At 40.0% G+C, this 17,503-nt stretch carries 14 protein-coding genes and 1 other annotated feature; of the genes, 2 read left to right on the forward strand and 12 right to left on the reverse strand.

All coding sequences use genetic code 11. The features are described from left to right. Positions 1-164 precede the first annotated feature (164 nt). Positions 165-387 (reverse strand) — a binding site (T-box leader). Between the two features lie 168 nt (positions 388-555). Beyond that, positions 556-750 (forward strand): hypothetical protein, encoded by a 195-nt coding sequence (locus tag ABE65_RS15040; RefSeq protein WP_066396554.1) that lies wholly within the window; start codon positions 556-558, stop codon positions 748-750. A 267-nt stretch (positions 751-1,017) separates the two neighbouring features. On the opposite strand, the gene ysxE is transcribed toward ABE65_RS15040, so the two are convergent. The 9 genes from ysxE to hemA form a co-directional block, all read right to left on the reverse strand. Then, on the reverse strand, positions 1,018-2,091 hold the full coding sequence (ysxE, locus tag ABE65_RS15045; RefSeq protein ID WP_066396556.1) for a spore coat protein YsxE: 1,074 nt from the start codon (positions 2,089-2,091) through the stop codon (positions 1,018-1,020). Beyond that, positions 2,088-3,005, reverse strand: a complete 918-nt coding sequence (locus ABE65_RS15050; RefSeq protein ID WP_066396558.1) for a hypothetical protein — start codon at positions 3,003-3,005, stop codon at positions 2,088-2,090. Before ABE65_RS15050 ends, ysxE begins: the two co-directional genes overlap by 4 nt. A 14-nt stretch (positions 3,006-3,019) precedes the next feature. After that, a complete protein-coding gene (locus tag ABE65_RS15055; RefSeq protein WP_066396561.1) occupies positions 3,020-4,597 on the reverse strand; it encodes a LysM peptidoglycan-binding domain-containing protein in 1,578 nt (525 codons plus the stop codon). 146 nt (positions 4,598-4,743) lie between these two features. Further along, positions 4,744-6,030: a glutamate-1-semialdehyde 2,1-aminomutase gene (hemL, locus tag ABE65_RS15060; protein WP_066396563.1), complete on the reverse strand. Its 1,287-nt coding sequence runs from the start codon at positions 6,028-6,030 to the stop codon at positions 4,744-4,746. 16 nt (positions 6,031-6,046) lie between these two features. Continuing rightward, a complete protein-coding gene (gene hemB, locus ABE65_RS15065) occupies positions 6,047-7,018 on the reverse strand; it encodes a porphobilinogen synthase (protein WP_066396564.1) in 972 nt (323 codons plus the stop codon). Position 7,019: 1 nt separating this feature from the next. After that, positions 7,020-7,772, reverse strand: a complete 753-nt coding sequence (locus ABE65_RS15070; RefSeq protein ID WP_066396570.1) for a uroporphyrinogen-III synthase — start codon at positions 7,770-7,772, stop codon at positions 7,020-7,022. Continuing rightward, the gene (gene hemC / locus ABE65_RS15075; protein WP_066396572.1) at positions 7,772-8,704 is read right to left on the reverse strand and encodes a hydroxymethylbilane synthase; all 933 of its coding nucleotides are present in this window, start codon (positions 8,702-8,704) and stop codon (positions 7,772-7,774) included. The genes ABE65_RS15070 and hemC overlap by 1 nt, the downstream gene beginning before the upstream one ends. Before the next feature lie 19 nt (positions 8,705-8,723). Beyond that, positions 8,724-9,542 (reverse strand): cytochrome C assembly family protein, encoded by an 819-nt coding sequence (locus tag ABE65_RS15080; RefSeq protein WP_137788734.1) that lies wholly within the window; start codon positions 9,540-9,542, stop codon positions 8,724-8,726. Between the two features lie 39 nt (positions 9,543-9,581). After that, on the reverse strand, positions 9,582-10,949 hold the full coding sequence (gene hemA, locus ABE65_RS15085; protein ID WP_066396582.1) for a glutamyl-tRNA reductase: 1,368 nt from the start codon (positions 10,947-10,949) through the stop codon (positions 9,582-9,584). A 234-nt stretch (positions 10,950-11,183) separates the two neighbouring features. Between hemA and ABE65_RS15090 the strand changes: the two genes are divergently transcribed. Continuing rightward, complete coding sequence (locus tag ABE65_RS15090) at positions 11,184-11,660, forward strand: LiaI-LiaF-like domain-containing protein (protein ID WP_066396584.1); 477 nt, start codon at positions 11,184-11,186, stop codon at positions 11,658-11,660. A gap of 273 nt (positions 11,661-11,933) precedes the next feature. Here the strand turns inward: ABE65_RS15090 and yihA are convergent, their stop codons facing one another. From yihA to lonB, 3 genes are all read right to left on the reverse strand, one after another. Continuing rightward, the gene (gene yihA / locus ABE65_RS15095) at positions 11,934-12,521 is read right to left on the reverse strand and encodes a ribosome biogenesis GTP-binding protein YihA/YsxC (RefSeq protein ID WP_066396586.1); all 588 of its coding nucleotides are present in this window, start codon (positions 12,519-12,521) and stop codon (positions 11,934-11,936) included. Continuing rightward, on the reverse strand, positions 12,518-14,836 hold the full coding sequence (gene lon / locus ABE65_RS15100; protein WP_066396588.1) for an endopeptidase La: 2,319 nt from the start codon (positions 14,834-14,836) through the stop codon (positions 12,518-12,520). The genes yihA and lon overlap by 4 nt, the downstream gene beginning before the upstream one ends. Before the next feature lie 195 nt (positions 14,837-15,031). After that, positions 15,032-16,699: an ATP-dependent protease LonB gene (lonB, locus tag ABE65_RS15105; RefSeq protein ID WP_066396589.1), complete on the reverse strand. Its 1,668-nt coding sequence runs from the start codon at positions 16,697-16,699 to the stop codon at positions 15,032-15,034. Between the last annotated feature and the right edge of the window lie 804 nt (positions 16,700-17,503).

Here is a 17,503-nt window from a genome sequence, read left to right on the forward strand (position 1 = left end):
TACGGGACAGGTGGGCAGGTGAGACACTTAAGAGTGAAACGTACGAATGTGGCTCACCGCCTGCCCCGTGGAAAGCGAGCAGCCTAGAACGGAAATCAACACTTTCTAAAACAACAAAGTTTAAGACAACAGCCTTTATAAAAAAACAAAAAAGCCCTTTCGTCAAAAAGGACGAAAGGACTCCGCGGTACCACCTTTATTTACGGCAAGTCTAAATAAACTTGCTGTACACTCATGAATAACGGATGGACCGTCTTCTCCTACTTCTTGTTTCAGAGAAGATGCTCAAGGGCGACTTCCAACTAACTATCCTTAAGGATTCTTTCAGCAGATGAATCCTCTCTCTAAAAGGTGTTGTGTTGTACTATTCCCTGTCTACGCGACAATATAGAATCTGAATATATTTTATACAACTTATCTGTTTTTAGTCAATAGTATTGCCGTAACTTGTAAAAGTTATTCTATGTTTTTAACCCTTCTTTTGTGATTGCCTGTCTCTCACATTTATCATATTGCTGCATAAAGTATAAAAAATGGGCGAATGGAGGGCTTGTCTTGTCTAGAAAATATTTTCGAAAAACACGTTTTCCAGGGTGGTTCGTCACACTTAAACAAACAATCGGACAATTGACTGCTCCACTTATTGTCTTTCAGCTTTTAAGGACGATACTATTTCCATCTGCTGTTGATTTTATCATCCTTTTAACCTTAGTGATCCTCCATGTGTGTTTCGCTTATGATGTGCTTTAACCTGTATCGTTTGTTATTTAACGCTCTTTTCTAAAAGATTGTTGCTTTTAATTTAAACTCCTTGTCACCTTTGACAATTGATTGTAGTGGAAGGTGCGAGACTCCTACGGGACAGGTGGGCAGGTGAGACACTTAAGAGTGAAACGTACGAATGTGGCTCACCGCCTGCCCCGTGGAAAGCGAGCAGCCTGAAACGGAAATCAACACTTTCAAAAGCAACAAAGTTTACGAAAACAGCCTTATTTAAAAAAAGATCACATATAGTCGTTATATGTGATCTCCGTCATCATTTATGTGAATTTTTGTTGGAATAGAATCTGTCGGTTCGATTGGCGCAGGTGGAGGAGCCATCATAATCGCATCACAGAAATCCCGGATTTTTTTCATCGCTCTTATTCGGCTCTCGAGCCTATGCACCATTTCAATTTGAGAATACTCGTTGCGTTTCATGCAATAGAGATCCACTGCATTAAATACCGGTTCAGGATAAGATAAATAACTAATTAATAATCCTCTTTCTTCGTTTAACAACGGAACGTGTTTTTCATACAGATCTAATAATGATTTTCCTTCTTCGGGAGTCCATTCTTTTTGATGTGCAGCTCTTCTAAAATAAATCGCTATATCTCTGATCGGCGTATCTAGAACGGCTTTTTCAAAATTGAGTAGATGACCTTCCCCCGTTGGATTAAAGATCAAATGATTTCTTGAGACCTTCCCGTGACAAAGTACGCTCCGATAACGTTTTTCTCTTTGACACGTTTCATACCACTCTTTCAATCTTCTTTTCGCTTCTTCTGTCATTCTCATAATTTGATGAAAATGACTGAGATACGTTAGTTCGAAGGGAGACATATACGTTTTCTGTTCTGCTTCTTCCGTAAATCTCTCCATCTCATATTGCCTATTTTCCCACCTGTTCATAAGATACTGATAAGAATGTTCGACCACTTCATTTGAAAAGTCTTGCTCTTTTAATGTTAACGCATGAATCTTTCCTAAGTGGTCGATAAGAACTTCATCTTTCGCTCTCTCATTTCTTTCATCAGACGCAAACCACGGCATTAAATAATACGTTCTAGATCCTAACTGAACCGTATAATCACCAAACTTTGTTGGATAGAGAGGAACGACCTGATGAAAACCAATTTCAGAAAGACGCTGAATCACATGCGTGAACCAGCTTCTTTCGTCTTCTGTCATTTCTGCTTCTTTCAGTGCAAATGTACCCCTTTTCGTTATGACCTTCTTTACCTTCCCGTGCTGCTCCAACTTCTCGGGAAATAGATCATAATGAAAAAGGACGGGCCCGTAATTTAATGTTTCTTTTTCCGTTGTCATAGGGCCACCTTCCTTCTTTTTTCATCAAACCATTCAGTTACCGTTTTGACCACTATTCGATTACTCTCCCAGCAGTCTTCATATTTCTTTAAGCCATCTATCATTCTTTCTAAAGAGCTGTTATCTAGTTGATTTAAACAATCATACAGTTCCCAAGGTGTAACGACCTCAGCTAAAAGTAATAAACCCTGATCACGGTCCAAAGAAAAATGCTTATTCACCTCCGTTAACAAAAGTTTCAATGAAGATGGTGAAGTTCGTTCCAGCCACTCAACTAAAAACCTACGTATTGGCAGATATCCCTTAATGGGTACAGATTCACTACCTTGATAAAATAAAAAGTGGAAAATTTTCCTCCCATTCTTAATGCTTAGGTCTTTATCAAGAACAGGTAATTCATGATTTCTAAACTTACTTTTAATCGCATGAGAAAATTCCAATCGTTGCTTACTCTCTTTTATACTTGTAACGATACACTGAAAGTTCGCTTCTAAATACTTTTCTGCAAGCGTGATACAAGATTTCAGATCGAAAACTGGGTGTTTCGTTTGTTTCACGAAAGCATCTTGCTGATTCGAAGACATTGCCGTATTTAGTAATGTTCCAATAAACTGGCCCCAACGTTCTACATCTTCACATCCATACCATTCTTCCGTATGATCGTGAACCGTAAGCCACTTGTTACCATATTTTATGGCAGGTTCACCGCTTTTAGTACGAATCATACGATCTGGCACGGCGCCTGAGCCTTTTGAAGACTCATCGCGCCATTTTATGTGCCAATTCAAGTTTTCTTTTTCACTCCAATAACGGATACGTTTCTCTCCATAATCAGTCATGATCAGGTAAGGTCTTTCTTTCCACCGTATCCCATAAAGTTCATATTCCTTTTCTAAGGTGTTGATCAGCTCCATAATAGCACCTCGACTTAACGTGAACTTACTGGGATATATATGATCTGCCCTTCGGATACTTCCCCTTGCTGCAATTGGTTCATACGCATGAGTGTATTCAATGAGATATCATATCTCTCACAGATGTGTTCTAAAGAATCCCCGCGTTGAAGAATGTACATTTTCATTTTAGAAAAACGGTCTTCTTTAGCAGAAAGCATCTTTGTTAAATAAAGTGCATTTTCGTCTCTAGGTTCCTCACGCTCTATATTCACTTCTATCGGTTCTGCTTCAGTCTCGTATTCTTCATAACTCGTATCATAAGATTCATAAGTGGTCTCTTGATCTTCTTCAGCTTCGTTGTAACTTGTATTCTCATATTCTTGCTCATCTTCATATGATTGCTCACCATAACCGTATGAAGGACGCTGTTCAGCATTTTGCTGATATTGATAACTTCCGTACGGATTGGAGGGTTGCTGATAAGCATTTTGTTGTTGATATGTTTCTTGATGCTGGTATCCTTCTTGTTGCTGGTATTCCTCTGCTTGCTGGTATCCACTTTGATTCTGATACGAAGTTTGCTGCTGGTATGCTTCATGTTGCTGGTATGGATTGTAAGTGTATGGTCTATTCGTGTCATGATACGTTTCTTCATATTGAGGAGAGTTTGATTGTGAATCACCCGTTTCCTCTTGATAAGAAGTATCATAGCTCTCATAATCACCTTCTACGTGATCATAAGCTTCTGTATCATTCGTTTCTTCCATCTCTTCTACCTCTCCATAAAACTGTGAAGGCTCTTCATCTGAATCTTCCGTTTCATTGAGTGATGAAGGTTCATTGTTTCTTGTGTCATCCACGGAAAACGCAATAGCTTTTAATGAATCAAATGTAGCTTCCATCGTCCGATCATCTTGTGCCTCAAAGTGCGGTTTAAATTCAAACGGTGTTGTCTTTTCAGAACGAACGTCAGCTTCTTTTTCCTCAAATCGAGCTGCAAACTCATTAAGATGTGAAGACTGTGAAGGAACGCCTCCACTTTGACGTGCCTCGAACTGAAAAGGAGTGAAAATATCTTGTTTTTCTTCTTTATGAGAAGCTCTTTCTTCTACAGTACTCGTTCGAACCGCTTCTTTCGGAGGTTCGTATGATTGACTTTCTTGACGCTGCTTCTCGTCTTTTATCCCGTAAATACAGATCGAGGCAGAAAGTTCAAAACAAGTTGAGTTTGGAAGCTCATATTCAAACGATTCGACTTCCACTTTTACCTCATTTGAATCTTCTACTCGATACGACGGAATGGTGATATCCACTGGAAAACGATGCACAAGATCTGTCATCCCATCTTCTGCCACATTCAGTTGAGTAAGAGAGCGGTAAGACATACTCTCGGAAAGCGCATTCTGGTCGGTTACACCGTCATTCAGTTCTTGCTTTTCACACCGGTATCTGCCATTTAATATAAGGGCTCCCTTGATATAAACCTGTCCGGCTTCCTCTGTGATACGAATCTCAGGATCTAGTGACATTGACAAAACTTCAGCTACTTCCTGTCCCTTCTTTAGCCAAACAGACTCCTCAATGGAGAAACGCAGCTTCGATTGACTCATGCCCTTCTCCTCCTTTCAGGTTGCATATAGTTATACAATATAGGTGTATGAGTGAACAGGACGAAATATGATTTTTATTCGTTGTAAGGTTCTTTTAAAAAACAAAAATAGCGTCCGCTGTAATAAGCGGACGCTACCAAAGATGACTATTTTAATTGTGAGAATGCCTTTCTAAACGCTGCAATTGTTTTATTAATATCGTCTTCTGTATGAGCAATAGATAAGAATAACCCTTCAAATTGTGAAGGAGGCAATGAGATGCCTTCTTGTAGCATCGTTTTAAAACAAACATTAAAGTGATCTAAATTGGATTGCTTAGCTGTTTCATAATTGATCACATCTTGATTCGTGAAAAAGAAGCCAATCATGCTTCCTGCACGGTTTATCGTATGTGCGATACCATAATGCTCAGCAGCTTCAGAGATACCGGAAGCTAGTTGATCTCCAAGTTTTTGAAAATAAGTGTAACTCTCTTTTGTAAGTTGTGAAAGGGTAGCATACCCTGCAGCCATAGCAAGAGGATTTCCTGATAACGTTCCTGCTTGATAGATTGGTCCGCTTGGCGCGATCTGTTCCATAATCTCTCGTTTCCCACCATAAGCACCAACAGGTAGACCACCTCCAATGACTTTACCTAAACAAGTTAGGTCAGGTGTTACTCCAAAATAACCTTGTGCACATTCATAATCTACTCGGAAGCCTGTCATTACTTCGTCAAAGATCAATAGGGAGCCATGTTGTTCAGTCATTTTACGAACGCCTTCTAAGAACCCTTTTTGTGGTGGAACGACACCCATGTTACCTGCAACTGGCTCTACAATCACACAAGCGATATCTTCTCCAAATTGATCAAACGCTACTTGTAAACTTTCAAGATCGTTGTATGGAACTGTGATCGTGTTCTGTGCGATACCCTCTGGAACTCCCGGTGAATCCGGAAGTCCGAGCGTTGCAACACCAGAGCCTGCTTTAATCAATAAGGAGTCACCGTGTCCATGGTAACAACCTTCAAATTTAACAATTTTGCTTCGGCCTGTATATCCTCGAGCTAGACGAAGTGCACTCATCGTTGCTTCTGTACCAGAGTTAACCATACGTACCACCTCGATAGAAGGAACACGGTCGATCACAAGTTTTGCAAGCTTTGTTTCCATTTCATTAGGCGCACCAAAACTTGTTCCCAGCTCAGCCGTTCGCTTAAGTGCATCTACTACTTGGTCGTCAGCATGCCCAAGAATTAAAGGTCCCCATGACAATACATAATCGATATATTCATTCCCATCGATATCATAAATCTTAGATCCTTTTCCGCGTTCCATAAATACAGGATCCATCTTTACAGATTTAAATGCACGTACAGGACTGTTAACTCCCCCAGGCATGACTTCTTTCGCTTCTTGAAAAGCAGCGATCGATTTTTCAAAGCTTCTCATACAAACACCTCTTTCCTTATTTTTCATTCAGCCATCTTGCAGCATCTTTCGCAAAATACGTAATAATCAAATCTGCTCCTGCTCGTTTCATAGAGATCAGTTTTTCAAGTACGATGCTCTTTTCATCCACCCATCCGTTCATAGCAGCTGCTTTGATCATGGAATACTCCCCACTGACGTTGTAGGCTACTAGTGGAAGAGGGTATCTGTCTTTTAATTCTCTTAAAATATCTAAATAAGAAAGAGCGGGCTTTACCATTAAGAAATCAGCCCCTTCAGCAACGTCTGATTCTGCCTCCCGGAGGGCTTCAAGTCGATTAGCCGGATCCATCTGATACGTTTTTCTATCCCCAAACTGAGGTGTACTGTGCGCTGCATCACGGAATGGACCATAAAACGATGAGGCATACTTAACGGCATAAGACATGATCGGAACATCATAGAACCCAGCTTCATCGAGTCCTTGTCTGATCGCTGCAACAAAACCATCCATCATGTTTGAAGGTGCGATAATATCCGCTCCAGCTTTAGCTTGTGATACAGCTGTTTTTGCAAGCAACGTCAAGGTTTCATCATTTAAAACTTCACCATTTTCGATCACACCACAATGCCCATGATCTGTAAATTGGCATAAACAAGTGTCTGCAATGACAGTTAGTGATGGAGCAACTTCTTTAATTTGTGCGATTGCTTTTTGTACGATTCCATTATGGTCATAAGCTGAACTTCCACAATCGTCTTTTTCCGCTGGTACACCAAAAACGATAATAGACTGGATGCCAAGACTTTCAATTTCTTTTACCTCTTCTTGAAGAAGATCTAATGATAGATGATATACACCTGGCATGGAAGGAACTTCTTTTTTTATGTTTTCTCCTTCAACAAAAAACAATGGATAGATAAAGTCTGAAACATGAAGATGCGTTTCACGCACTAGGGAACGCATTGATGCTGATTTTCTTAAACGACGATGACGTTGAAAATTCATATTAACTTCCTCCTTGAAAATAAGAGATGGCACAGTTCACCATATCTTCTGCGGTAAATTGTTTCGGCATTAACACATGATGATATCCGCATTCTTCTGCAGCTTTTTTCGTTGTTGGACCAACACAGATCACTGGCTTTTTGTATACTTCCTCTGTTTGCAACCCTCTACTCATGAAGGTTACGGCAGATGGGCTCATAAAAAACAGGCAATCTGCTTGATGTACGAGCGACCAATCTAAATGGTCTTCTGATTCCGTTTTGTAGACCACTAACTCTTCTACCCATGCTGTTTCCTTCAACTCCTCTTTAATAAAAGAAGGAGCTAGATTCCCCTTTGGAAATAAGATTTTTTCATGAGATAAGACGTGTTTTTTTAGCGTCTTTACTAAGCTTTCAGCATGGTACTGATCCGGCACAAGAATAGATGTGATCCCTTTCTTTCTTAATGATTCAGCTGTTTTCTCTCCAACTGCGGCAAACTTAACATTTCCCAAAGTGAGATTACAATCAGAAATCAGTTGAAAAAAGTGATCCACTCCATTTTTGCTCGTGAAAATGATCCATTGGTAAGATGATAGATCGTTTAACAAGGATTGCGCTTCTTCGTTCTTAACCCCTTTTATAGAGACAATAGGAAATGAAAGAGGAAGCCCGCCACACTCTTGTATGAGTGAGATTAAAGGCACTGCCTGCTCTTTCGGCCGTGTAACAAGTATTCTCTTACCTGCTAGTGGTCCTATAGAAGTATTCATTATGCATTTAAATCCTTTTTCACTGAATCGAGTATGGTCTTCGCACCTAATGTTTTTAATTCTTCAGCTAACTCTACACCGACGCGATACGGATCTTTGCCTGACTTCATTTCTTTTAACACGGTCTTTCCTTCCGGATCTGCAACAAGTCCTGTTAAAGAGACCTCGTAGTTGTCGTCCATCGTTGCAAATGCTGCGATTGGAACTTGGCATCCTCCTTCAAGCGTGTTTAAGAAAGAGCGTTCTGCTGAAACAGTATCAAATGTATAAGCGTCGTTCAGTGTAGCTAACAATTCTTTCACTTCTAAATCTTCACTTCTGCACTCAATAGCTAATGAACCTTGACCTACAGCAGGAAGACACAAGTCTATGTCTAAGTATTCGGTAACAACATCCGTAGACCAGCCCATTCTTTCAAGTCCTGCTGCTGCTAGAATGATCGCATCAAACTCACCAGACTTTAACTTGTTAAGACGAGTATCAATATTACCTCGAATAGATTTAATCTCAAGATCCGGACGTCGGTTCAGAATCTGTGCTGCTCTTCTAAGTGAACTTGTCCCGACTATAGCACCCGCAGGAAGTTCTCTTAATGAAGAATACTTTTCAGAGATTAGTGCATCCCTTGGATCGACACGTTTAGGCGTACAGCCGATCTCGAGTCCCTCAGGCAGTTCAGATGGCATATCCTTCATGCTGTGAACGGCAATATCGATTTCCTTATCTAACATCGCTTGTTCGATCTCTTTAACGAACAAGCCTTTTCCGCCTACTTTTGAGAGTGTAACATCAAGAATAATATCACCTTTTGTTACGATCTCTTTCACTTCAAATTCAAAAGGCATTCCTGACTTTTTTAATTGCTCGATCACCCAGTTTGTCTGTGTGATCGCTAATTTACTTCTTCTTGAACCTACTATAATTTTTCTCATGATATGAATCTCCTATTCTTTACTTATACCAAAGGTGAAATTCAGTGAACGTCGACGCTAAAAAGTAGTTGATCAAAACGACTAAGAACGCCGCAGTGTTCCAAAGCGCTAACGTTTTACCTTGCACACCTCTTCCAACCTTTTGATAGAGGTAAGTACTGTAAACCAAAAGGACAATAAATGACGAGATGACCTTGGCATCAAGAAGTGTAAAGTCACTTATTTTCCAGAATGCCCATACGACCCCCAATATCAGACTTAACAAGAGCAATGGTACCCCGATCGTATTCAATCGAAAAGAAAGCTTCTCTAAGTATGATAAACTACCGAAGCGTTGCAGCCTTTTGCTCCATTTTTTTCGTTTCAACATGCCGTGCTGTAGCAGGTACATGAACGAGAATATAAAAGAGAGTGAAAAAGCTCCATACGAAATGAACGCCATCGTAATATGGATGATTAATAGTTCTGATATTAGCTGTTTCTCAAGCACTGCGCTCGCTTGTCCTGTTGGAGCAAACAAGTGGATCGAAACAAGCAAGAAACCTAGAATGTTCGTAAAAAACACCAAAAAATCAACCCGGAAAAATCGACTCATGACCACCGAGAACGTCACGAGGATCCACGCATAAAAAAACAAGCCTTCTGAGGGTGTTAATATAGGAAACCGTTGATCTTTCAACATCCTTAACACAAAAAAGACCGTTTGAAGTACCCAGACAATAGAAAGCAACCAGAAAGCAAATCGGTTTGCTTTCCGGTTGTTTTGAAGAAAATCTATAAAATAGCCTATGATGCTAAGTGCATATAGAACGATAGTCAGATCATATATCCAATTCATTTTTTGCTCACACTCCATGAGCTCGAGGGAAACGAGAGCTTAAGTTCTTACTACAGTCGAAGGAACCAGTTCATCTGTTAGTGAAGACTTATCTTCGACGTTTGCAGCAAATGCTGTTTCCAACTGCTTCTGTTTATCCAAATAATCTTCAAGTCCGAAGATTTCAGTAAATAATTGCAACTGTTCTTCAGCTCCTGGTTCGCCAGCCATCTCTTTAGCTCTTGTCACAGGATCACGAAGCAATTGATTCACGATACTTTTCGTATGTTTGCTTAAAATTTTTCTTTCTCGATCAGTAAGATCGGGCAGCTTGCGTTCGATGCTCTGCATGGTTTCCGCTTGAATGTTTAACGCCTTTTCTCGTAAAGCAGAAATCAAAGGTACAACGCCAAGCATCGAGATCCAAGATTGGAAAGCAACAATTTCAGCTTCGATCATGATTTCAATCTTTTCCGCTTCTTTCATTCGTTCAGCAAGGTTAGACTCTACAATACCTTCTAAATCGTCAATATCATACAGAAAAACACTCTCTAAATCATGAAGCTCAGGATCTAAGTCACGAGGTACAGCAATATCTACCATGAACAATGGAAGGCCCTTACGTTTCTTAATAGCTGGTGCTGCCATTTTCTTTGTAATGACAAATTCACTAGCACCTGTAGAAGAAATCACGATATCCGCTCTTATGAGCAAACTCTCAAGATCTTCAAAAGGATGTGCTATACCATGAAACTTTTTAGCTACCTCTTGCGCTTTTTCAAAAGTACGGTTGATTACAAGTACTTCATTTCCACCGCTCGCATGCAGATGTTTCGCTGTAAGCTCACCCATCTTACCAGCACCTACGATTAAAATGGTTTTATTTTGTAGACCACCAAAGATTTTTTTCGCGAGTTCGACAGCTGCATAACTAACCGATACCGCATTTTCACCGATATCCGTTTCTGAATGACATCTCTTCGCGAATGTGATCGCTTGTTTCATGAGTTTATTAAATATGGTTCCTGTTGCATCAAGTTTCTGTGATTCTAAGAATCCATCTCTAACTTGACCAAGAATTTGTGTCTCACCGATCACCATAGAATCCAAGCCAGCAGCTACACGGAATAGATGCTCAACAGCTGCTTCTCCGTCTCTGATGCTCAAGAATGGTGAAAGTTCTTCTTTATCAATTGAAAACCAGTCCGCCAAAAAAGATTTGATGTAGTATCTTCCGGTATGAAGTTGATCGGCAACTGCATAGATCTCAGTACGGTTGCACGTAGAAACGATTACACATTCAAGTATACTTTTTTGTTTTCGGAGTGTAGAGATCGCATCCGTTAATTCAGCGGGCTGAAAAGAAACTTTTTCCCGAATTTCTACGGGTGCCGTTTTGTAATTAAGTCCAACCACTAGAATATGCATGCGCTCACCTCCCTTAATTATGTATGTTCTTTATTAATTATAACATGTCCCAAAATACGGAATATCCAATAATGTGAACAGAATTTAAACGTTTATGCTATGATGTATTTAAATTCTTTTTGGTGCGTGTATAGCAGTTTTAGGATAACCATAATTACTAAAACTTAGCACCAATAATAAAAATAACAAAAATCGACCAATTTAGCAAAGGTTTACGTTTAAGATGGAGGCATTATGAAACAAAGAAACACATTCAGCGGCATCATTTTACTCGGAATTGGATTATTCTATTTTGCAAATAGAATGAACATCGAACTGCTCCAACCCTATCTGACTTGGCCAAGCATACTAATCATCATCGGTATTGCTCTTCTATTACAATCTGGTTCTGGAAAGGATTCTTCAAGTATTTTCTCAGGTGTATTCTTGACAGGGCTGGGCGTACATTTTCATGCAGCAGCAAAAGTGGTAACATGGCCAGAGCCACTTCAGGTTATCGTTTTACTTGCGGGTATATCCTTTCTGATTCAGTATCGAAAAACAAAAGAGGGGCTTATTCCAGGATTATTGCTGTCCCTTTTAGCTCTTTGGTTGCTCTTCTTTAAGAGTAATACCCCTTCTGTAGAAAATATATTTGTGAAAGCTGAAGATTTTTGGCCGATTATTCTAATGGTCATCGGGGCTTACCTTATGTTCTTTAAAAAGAAATAGAAACACAAAACCCTCTATGTTTATAAAAAAACATAGAGGGTTTTTATGTTAAGTACTTTTAAAAGTAGTTGATTTCCATTCCAGGTTGCTCGCTTTCCACGGGGCAGGTGGTGAGCCACATTCGTACGCTACACGTATAAGTGTCTCACCTGCCGGCCTGTCCCGCAGGAGTCTCGCACCTTCCACTCCAATCAACAGTCAAGAAGTAAATAAAAAGATTAAAAGCCATAATCTTTTAGAAACAAGTCGTTAAGATAAAAACTTATACAGCCTTTATTTAGTAAGATAAGAATTCAGTACGCCCCATGCTTCATCTTTTCCGTGTCCGGTTTCAGATGAGAAGAGAACGATCTTATCGCTTTTGTCCATGTTTAAGGTTTCCTTGACTACTTTTTTATGCTTGTCCCATTTTCCTTTTGGGATCTTATCACTCTTTGTTGCTACTACGATAACAGGAAGCTCATGATATTTTAACCAATCGTACATTAAAACATCGTCTTTTGATGGAGCATGTCTAAGGTCAACAAGTTGAACAACTGCTTTTAACTGATCGCGTTCAACGAGATACTGTTCGATCATTTTACCCCAAGCTTCTCGTTCTGTTTTTGATACTTTAGCAAAGCCGTAACCAGGCACATCCACAAAATAAAAACTTTCATTCAAGATATAGAAGTTTAACGTTTGCGTTTTTCCTGGTTTTGAAGACGTACGTGCTAAATTTTTACGATGAATCATCTTGTTGATAAAAGACGATTTCCCTACATTCGAGCGGCCAGCAAGAGCAATCTCCGGAAGATTACCTTCCGGATATTGCTTCGGTCCGACTGCTGAAATTACGATTTCTGCTGTATTTACTTTCACTTTCCATCACCTGCTAATGCAACTTTTAATACCTCATCTAAATGAGATACGGTTATAAAAGATAATCCCTCTTTTACTGATTGTGGAATATCCTCAATGTCTTTTTCATTTTCTTTTGGAAGAATGATTGTTTTGATCCCTGCTCGGTGCGCACTTAAAGATTTTTCTTTCAAACCACCAATAGGCAACACACGTCCACGTAATGTGATCTCACCAGTCATACCTACGTCTTTTCTAACTGGCTTTTTCGTTAGTGCTGATACTAATGCTGTAGCAATCGTTATTCCTGCTGAAGGTCCATCCTTTGGTGTTGCACCTTCAGGAACATGAATATGGATATCCGTTTTCTCGTAGAAATCATGATCGATTCCTAACTCTTCCACCTTCGTTCGAACGTAACTTAGTGCAGCTTGAGCAGACTCTTTCATCACATCACCTAACTTACCGGTTAAGACCAGTTTACCCTTACCAGGTGATAATGCTACCTCAATAGAAAGAGTGTCTCCGCCAGCTGTCGTATAAGCTAACCCTGTAGCTGCACCGATTTGGTCTTCAAGTTCTGCTTGACCATAACGGAAACGAGGCTTACCTAGGTAATCTTCAAGGTTTTTAGCAGAAAGTACAACCTTTTTCTTTTCAGCTGAAACGATCTGTTTGGCAGCTTTTCTGCATAATCCTGCAATTTGACGCTCTAGGTTACGGACACCAGCTTCGCGTGTATAATTGCGGACGAGCTTTAGGATGGAATCATCTTTAAACTGAATCTGGCTTTTCTTTAATCCATGTTCTTTCAGCTGTTTTGGAATCAAATGATTCTTAGAGATATGAAGCTTTTCAACCTCTGTATACCCTGCGATCGAAATAACTTCCATTCTATCTAGTAGCGGGCCTGGAATTGTCGAAAGAGAATTGGCTGTTGTTACGAACATGACTTTCGATAGATCATATGGCTCTTCGATATAGTGATCGCTAAACGTGCTGTTCTGTTCAGGATCAAGCACTTCAAGCATCGCAGAAGAAGGATCTCCTCTAAAATCACTAGACATCTTATCGATCTCATCAAGCAAGAACACAGGATTAATCGTCCCTGCTTTTTTCATCCCTTGAATCAAACGACCTGGCATTGCTCCCACATACGTTCTTCGATGTCCTCTGATCTCGGCTTCATCTCTTACACCGCCAAGAGATATGCGTACAAAATTTCTACCGATCGCACGTGCGATCGATTTTGCTAACGATGTTTTACCAACACCAGGAGGTCCAACTAAACAAAGAATCGGTCCTTTTAGTGAATTAGTCAGCTTCTGAACGGCCAGATATTCTAAAACTCTGTCCTTCACTTTTTCAAGGCCGTAATGATCTTCATTAAGGACCGTTTCTGCATGAGGAATATCTAAGTTATCAATCGTCTCTTGTTTCCAAGGAAGATTAACAAGCCATTCGATATATGTTCTAATTACAGAGCTCTCAGCTGAAGAGTTCGGCATCTTTTCATAGCGATCGAGTTCTTTTTTTGCAAGCTCCATGACCGTCTCAGGCATGTCAGATGATTCAATACGTTCTTTGAGCGTACTCACTTCACCAACTTTGCCTTCTTTATCACCAAGTTCTTTTTGGATGGCTTTCATCTGTTCGCGCAGATAATACTCTTTCTGCGTTTTTTCCATCGCTTTTTTTACGCGTTGGCCAATTTTCTTTTCTAGACCTAGCACTTCTTTTTCATTGTTTAAAAGGTCCAGCAAGTATTCAAGTCTTTCTTTCACATCAAAGATCTCAAGGATCTTTTGTTTTTCTTTAATCTTTAGAGAAAGATGTGAAGAAATAACATCAGCCAAACGCCCAGGTTCAGTAATATCTTGAACAGAAGCAAGCGTTTCAGGTGTTACTTTTTTGGATAGGTTTATGTATTGTTCGAATTGAGCCAGAACTGCTCTCATGAGAGCTTCTGTTTCAGCTTCTTTCACTTCAATATCATCCGTAAGTTCCACTTCTACTTCTACATGTGTTTTTTCGTCCATGAAAGAAGTTATCTTACCACGTTTAATTCCTTCTACAAGTACTCTAATCGTGCCATTTGGCAGCTTGAGCATCTGATTTACTTTTGACAACGTTCCTACATGATAAATTTCCTCTTGTGCTGGATCTTCAATAGAAACTTCTTTTTGTGTAGATAGAAAGATCATCTGATCATCAAGCATCACTTTTTCAAGTGCCTGAATTGATTTTTCTCTTCCTACATCTAAATGAAGTACCATTGTTGGATAAACCAACAATCCGCGAAGAGGGAGGAGCGGAAGAACTCGTTTTTCCCCCATTAAAAACACCTCCGAAAACTGCTATGTAATCATTAATTATATGCTTAGTCTTTGTACAATTCTACCGATAATGCTCAACTTTGTCTAATGTAAGCTTCGGATTGTAAGAAAACGCCTATTATTACGTTCTTCGTTACTAAATAAACACGCAATGCAAAACAGTTATGGGAACAAAAAGAAACTCCCTACTTCTCCTTATACAGAAGAAGGAGGGGAGTTTAAAGCTGTGGATGCAGGGATTGATTGCTCTTCACCGTTATCTAAAAATGCGTGTTGAAACACTTCTGAAAGTTTCTTTACAGGAATGATCTCTACGTCTTTGATCGTATCAAAAATCTTTTGGTTATTCTCAAACGGGATAAGCACACGTTTTGCACCAGCATCTTTTGCAGCTAGTATCTTCGCCATTACACCACCGACTGGTTTCACTTTTCCATGGATGCTGATTTCTCCAGTCATTGCAATTTCGTGATCTATTTTAATATTGTGAATAGCTGAGTAGATGGAAGAAGCGATCGCTATACCTGCTGATGGACCATCCACTGGACCACCTCCTGGAAAGTTCACGTGGATATCATACATAGATGCATCTACACCCATGTATCGAAGCACGGTTATCACGTTTTCCACTGAACCTTTTGCCATACTTTTTCTTCGTATAGACTTAGACTGATTCCCGATACTCTCTTCTTCTGCTATACCTGTTATCGTAATAGAACCTTGCTTTTTTGCAGGTAATACGGTCGTTTCAATCTCTAACAGAGCTCCGCTTGTTGGGCCATAAACAGCAAGACCATTCACGAGGCCGATCTTTGGTTTGACACCAATTTTCCTCTCAGGTCTTGGAGCCATCCTGCTTGAATGAGTGACCCACTCCACATCACTCTTCGTGATGTTCTTACGTTGTTCAGTGATGGCAAGACCTGCTGCGATTTGGATCATATTTACGGCTTCACGGCCATTTCTAGCATACTGAGCCATATATGTTAACGATTCTTCATCGATTCCTAACTGAATTTTATCAGCTGCTCTCTTAGCGATCTGTTCGATTTCAGCTGGCTGCAACTCTCTAAAGAACACCTCTAAACACCTAGATCGAATAGCAGGAGGTATCTCTTCTGGCATACGAGTAGTGGCTCCAATCATACGGAAATCTGCAGGTAGGCCATTTTGAAAGATATCATGAATGTGATGCGGTATGTTCGCGTTCTCTTCGGAATAATACGCACTTTCTAAAAAAACCTTTCGATCTTCCAATACTTTTAATAATTTGTTCATCTGGATAGGATGGAGTTCACCGATCTCATCAATAAAAAGAACGCCGCCATGTGCATTCGTAACAGCCCCTTGTTTTGGCTGAGGAATGCCTGCTTGCCCCATAGCCCCAGCACCTTGGTAGATTGGATCATGAACTGAACCAATCAAAGGATCGGCGATTCCTCGTTCATCAAAACGAGCTGTCGTAGCATCGAGTTCTACAAAAACAGCTGTCGAACGAAAAGGAGATGTTTGATTCCGCTTCGCTTCTTCTAATACTAATCGAGCTGCAGCTGTTTTCCCGACTCCTGGAGGACCGTAAACGATAACATGTTGTGGATTTGGTCCACACAACGCAGCTTTCAATGCTTTTATACCATCTTCTTGTCCGATGATATCTTCAAATTTCCCAGGCCTTACACGTTCAGAAAGAGGTTCTGATAATGAGATCGAACGCATTCTTCTTAATTGTTCCATCTCTTTTCTTGATTCTTTATCCACACTCACTTTTTGAGAACGCTGGTTACGCAATAGGTTCCAAAAATATAGCCCAATAATAATCCCAAAGAATAATTGAATAAGTAATGCTATGCCAGTCCAGTTCATTGTTTTTCCTCCCGGTACCTATGTAGTGATAATCATAGTATCTCCGAGGAGGTGGTGAACTAAACGGTCAACCTTTAAAAAGACCATTTCACATAGGTTGCAATATGTAATGAAGATCTGTTTACATTATTGAACATGACAAATCAGAAAACCTGATTTTAATCCTATTCCGTATCACCGCTCCATTTACTTTTATAGCTGTTTGACCCAAAGGGTGTCCATTTTGACCCATAGATCTATGATTTTGACCCATAGATTATGGTTTGACTCATAGACCTCTCTTTTTGACCCATAGAAGGCTTCGTTTGACTCATAGGTGTCTAGTTACGACCCATAGAGATCATACTTTGACTCATAGGGATCGACTCACACGCAATCAGACTATAAAATGAAATAGGGCTGACCCTCCAAAGATCACGTGAGGTGCTTTTGGGGGCAGCCCTATCTTTTTAATACCTTAACTTCATCAATACACTCTTAATCTCTTCATCATTCATCATCAGTTCGGAAGTTTATCCGTGATTTTAGCCAGTGCCACATCATAAAAGAACTCAATAAAAACTTTAATAAATGGCAGCGATTTCGTCTTTAATGCTTGCCAGCTCTATCTTTCTATCCCTGCAAAGATGACTTCCGTCTCATCGACGACCACTAAACGAAAGCGCCTAGCGAGTGATGTTCTTGTTCAGAAATCAACGATGTGCGCATGGGACAGCGTCGACTCTAGCTCGCCGACAACAAGCACTTCCACATCCACTCCCTGCTTTTCCTTTCCCTGCAGAATTGGTAGGATCTCTTAAATAT

This window comes from Fictibacillus phosphorivorans (assembly GCF_001629705.1).
Classification (GTDB): Bacteria; Bacillota; Bacilli; order Bacillales; family Fictibacillaceae; genus Fictibacillus; species Fictibacillus phosphorivorans_A.

What these genes read in the sequence shown, in the direction of transcription:
- ysxE (WP_066396556.1), bottom strand. Translation starts at nt 2,091, where the DNA reads ATGACAACGGAAAAAGAAACATTAAATTACGGGCCCGTCCTTTTTCAT.
- ABE65_RS15050 (WP_066396558.1), bottom strand. Translation starts at nt 3,005, where the DNA reads ATGGAGCTGATCAACACCTTAGAAAAGGAATATGAACTTTATGGGATA.
- ABE65_RS15055 (WP_066396561.1), bottom strand. Translation starts at nt 4,597, where the DNA reads ATGAGTCAATCGAAGCTGCGTTTCTCCATTGAGGAGTCTGTTTGGCTA.
- hemL (WP_066396563.1), bottom strand. Translation starts at nt 6,030, where the DNA reads ATGAGAAGCTTTGAAAAATCGATCGCTGCTTTTCAAGAAGCGAAAGAA.
- hemB (WP_066396564.1), bottom strand. Translation starts at nt 7,018, where the DNA reads ATGAATTTTCAACGTCATCGTCGTTTAAGAAAATCAGCATCAATGCGT.
- ABE65_RS15070 (WP_066396570.1), bottom strand. Translation starts at nt 7,772, where the DNA reads ATGAATACTTCTATAGGACCACTAGCAGGTAAGAGAATACTTGTTACA.
- hemC (WP_066396572.1), bottom strand. Translation starts at nt 8,704, where the DNA reads ATGAGAAAAATTATAGTAGGTTCAAGAAGAAGTAAATTAGCGATCACA.
- ABE65_RS15080 (WP_137788734.1), bottom strand. Translation starts at nt 9,542, where the DNA reads ATGAATTGGATATATGATCTGACTATCGTTCTATATGCACTTAGCATC.
- hemA (WP_066396582.1), bottom strand. Translation starts at nt 10,949, where the DNA reads ATGCATATTCTAGTGGTTGGACTTAATTACAAAACGGCACCCGTAGAA.
- ABE65_RS15090 (WP_066396584.1), top strand. Translation starts at nt 11,184, where the DNA reads ATGAAACAAAGAAACACATTCAGCGGCATCATTTTACTCGGAATTGGA.
- lon (WP_066396588.1), bottom strand. Translation starts at nt 14,836, where the DNA reads ATGGGGGAAAAACGAGTTCTTCCGCTCCTCCCTCTTCGCGGATTGTTG.
- lonB (WP_066396589.1), bottom strand. Translation starts at nt 16,699, where the DNA reads ATGAACTGGACTGGCATAGCATTACTTATTCAATTATTCTTTGGGATT.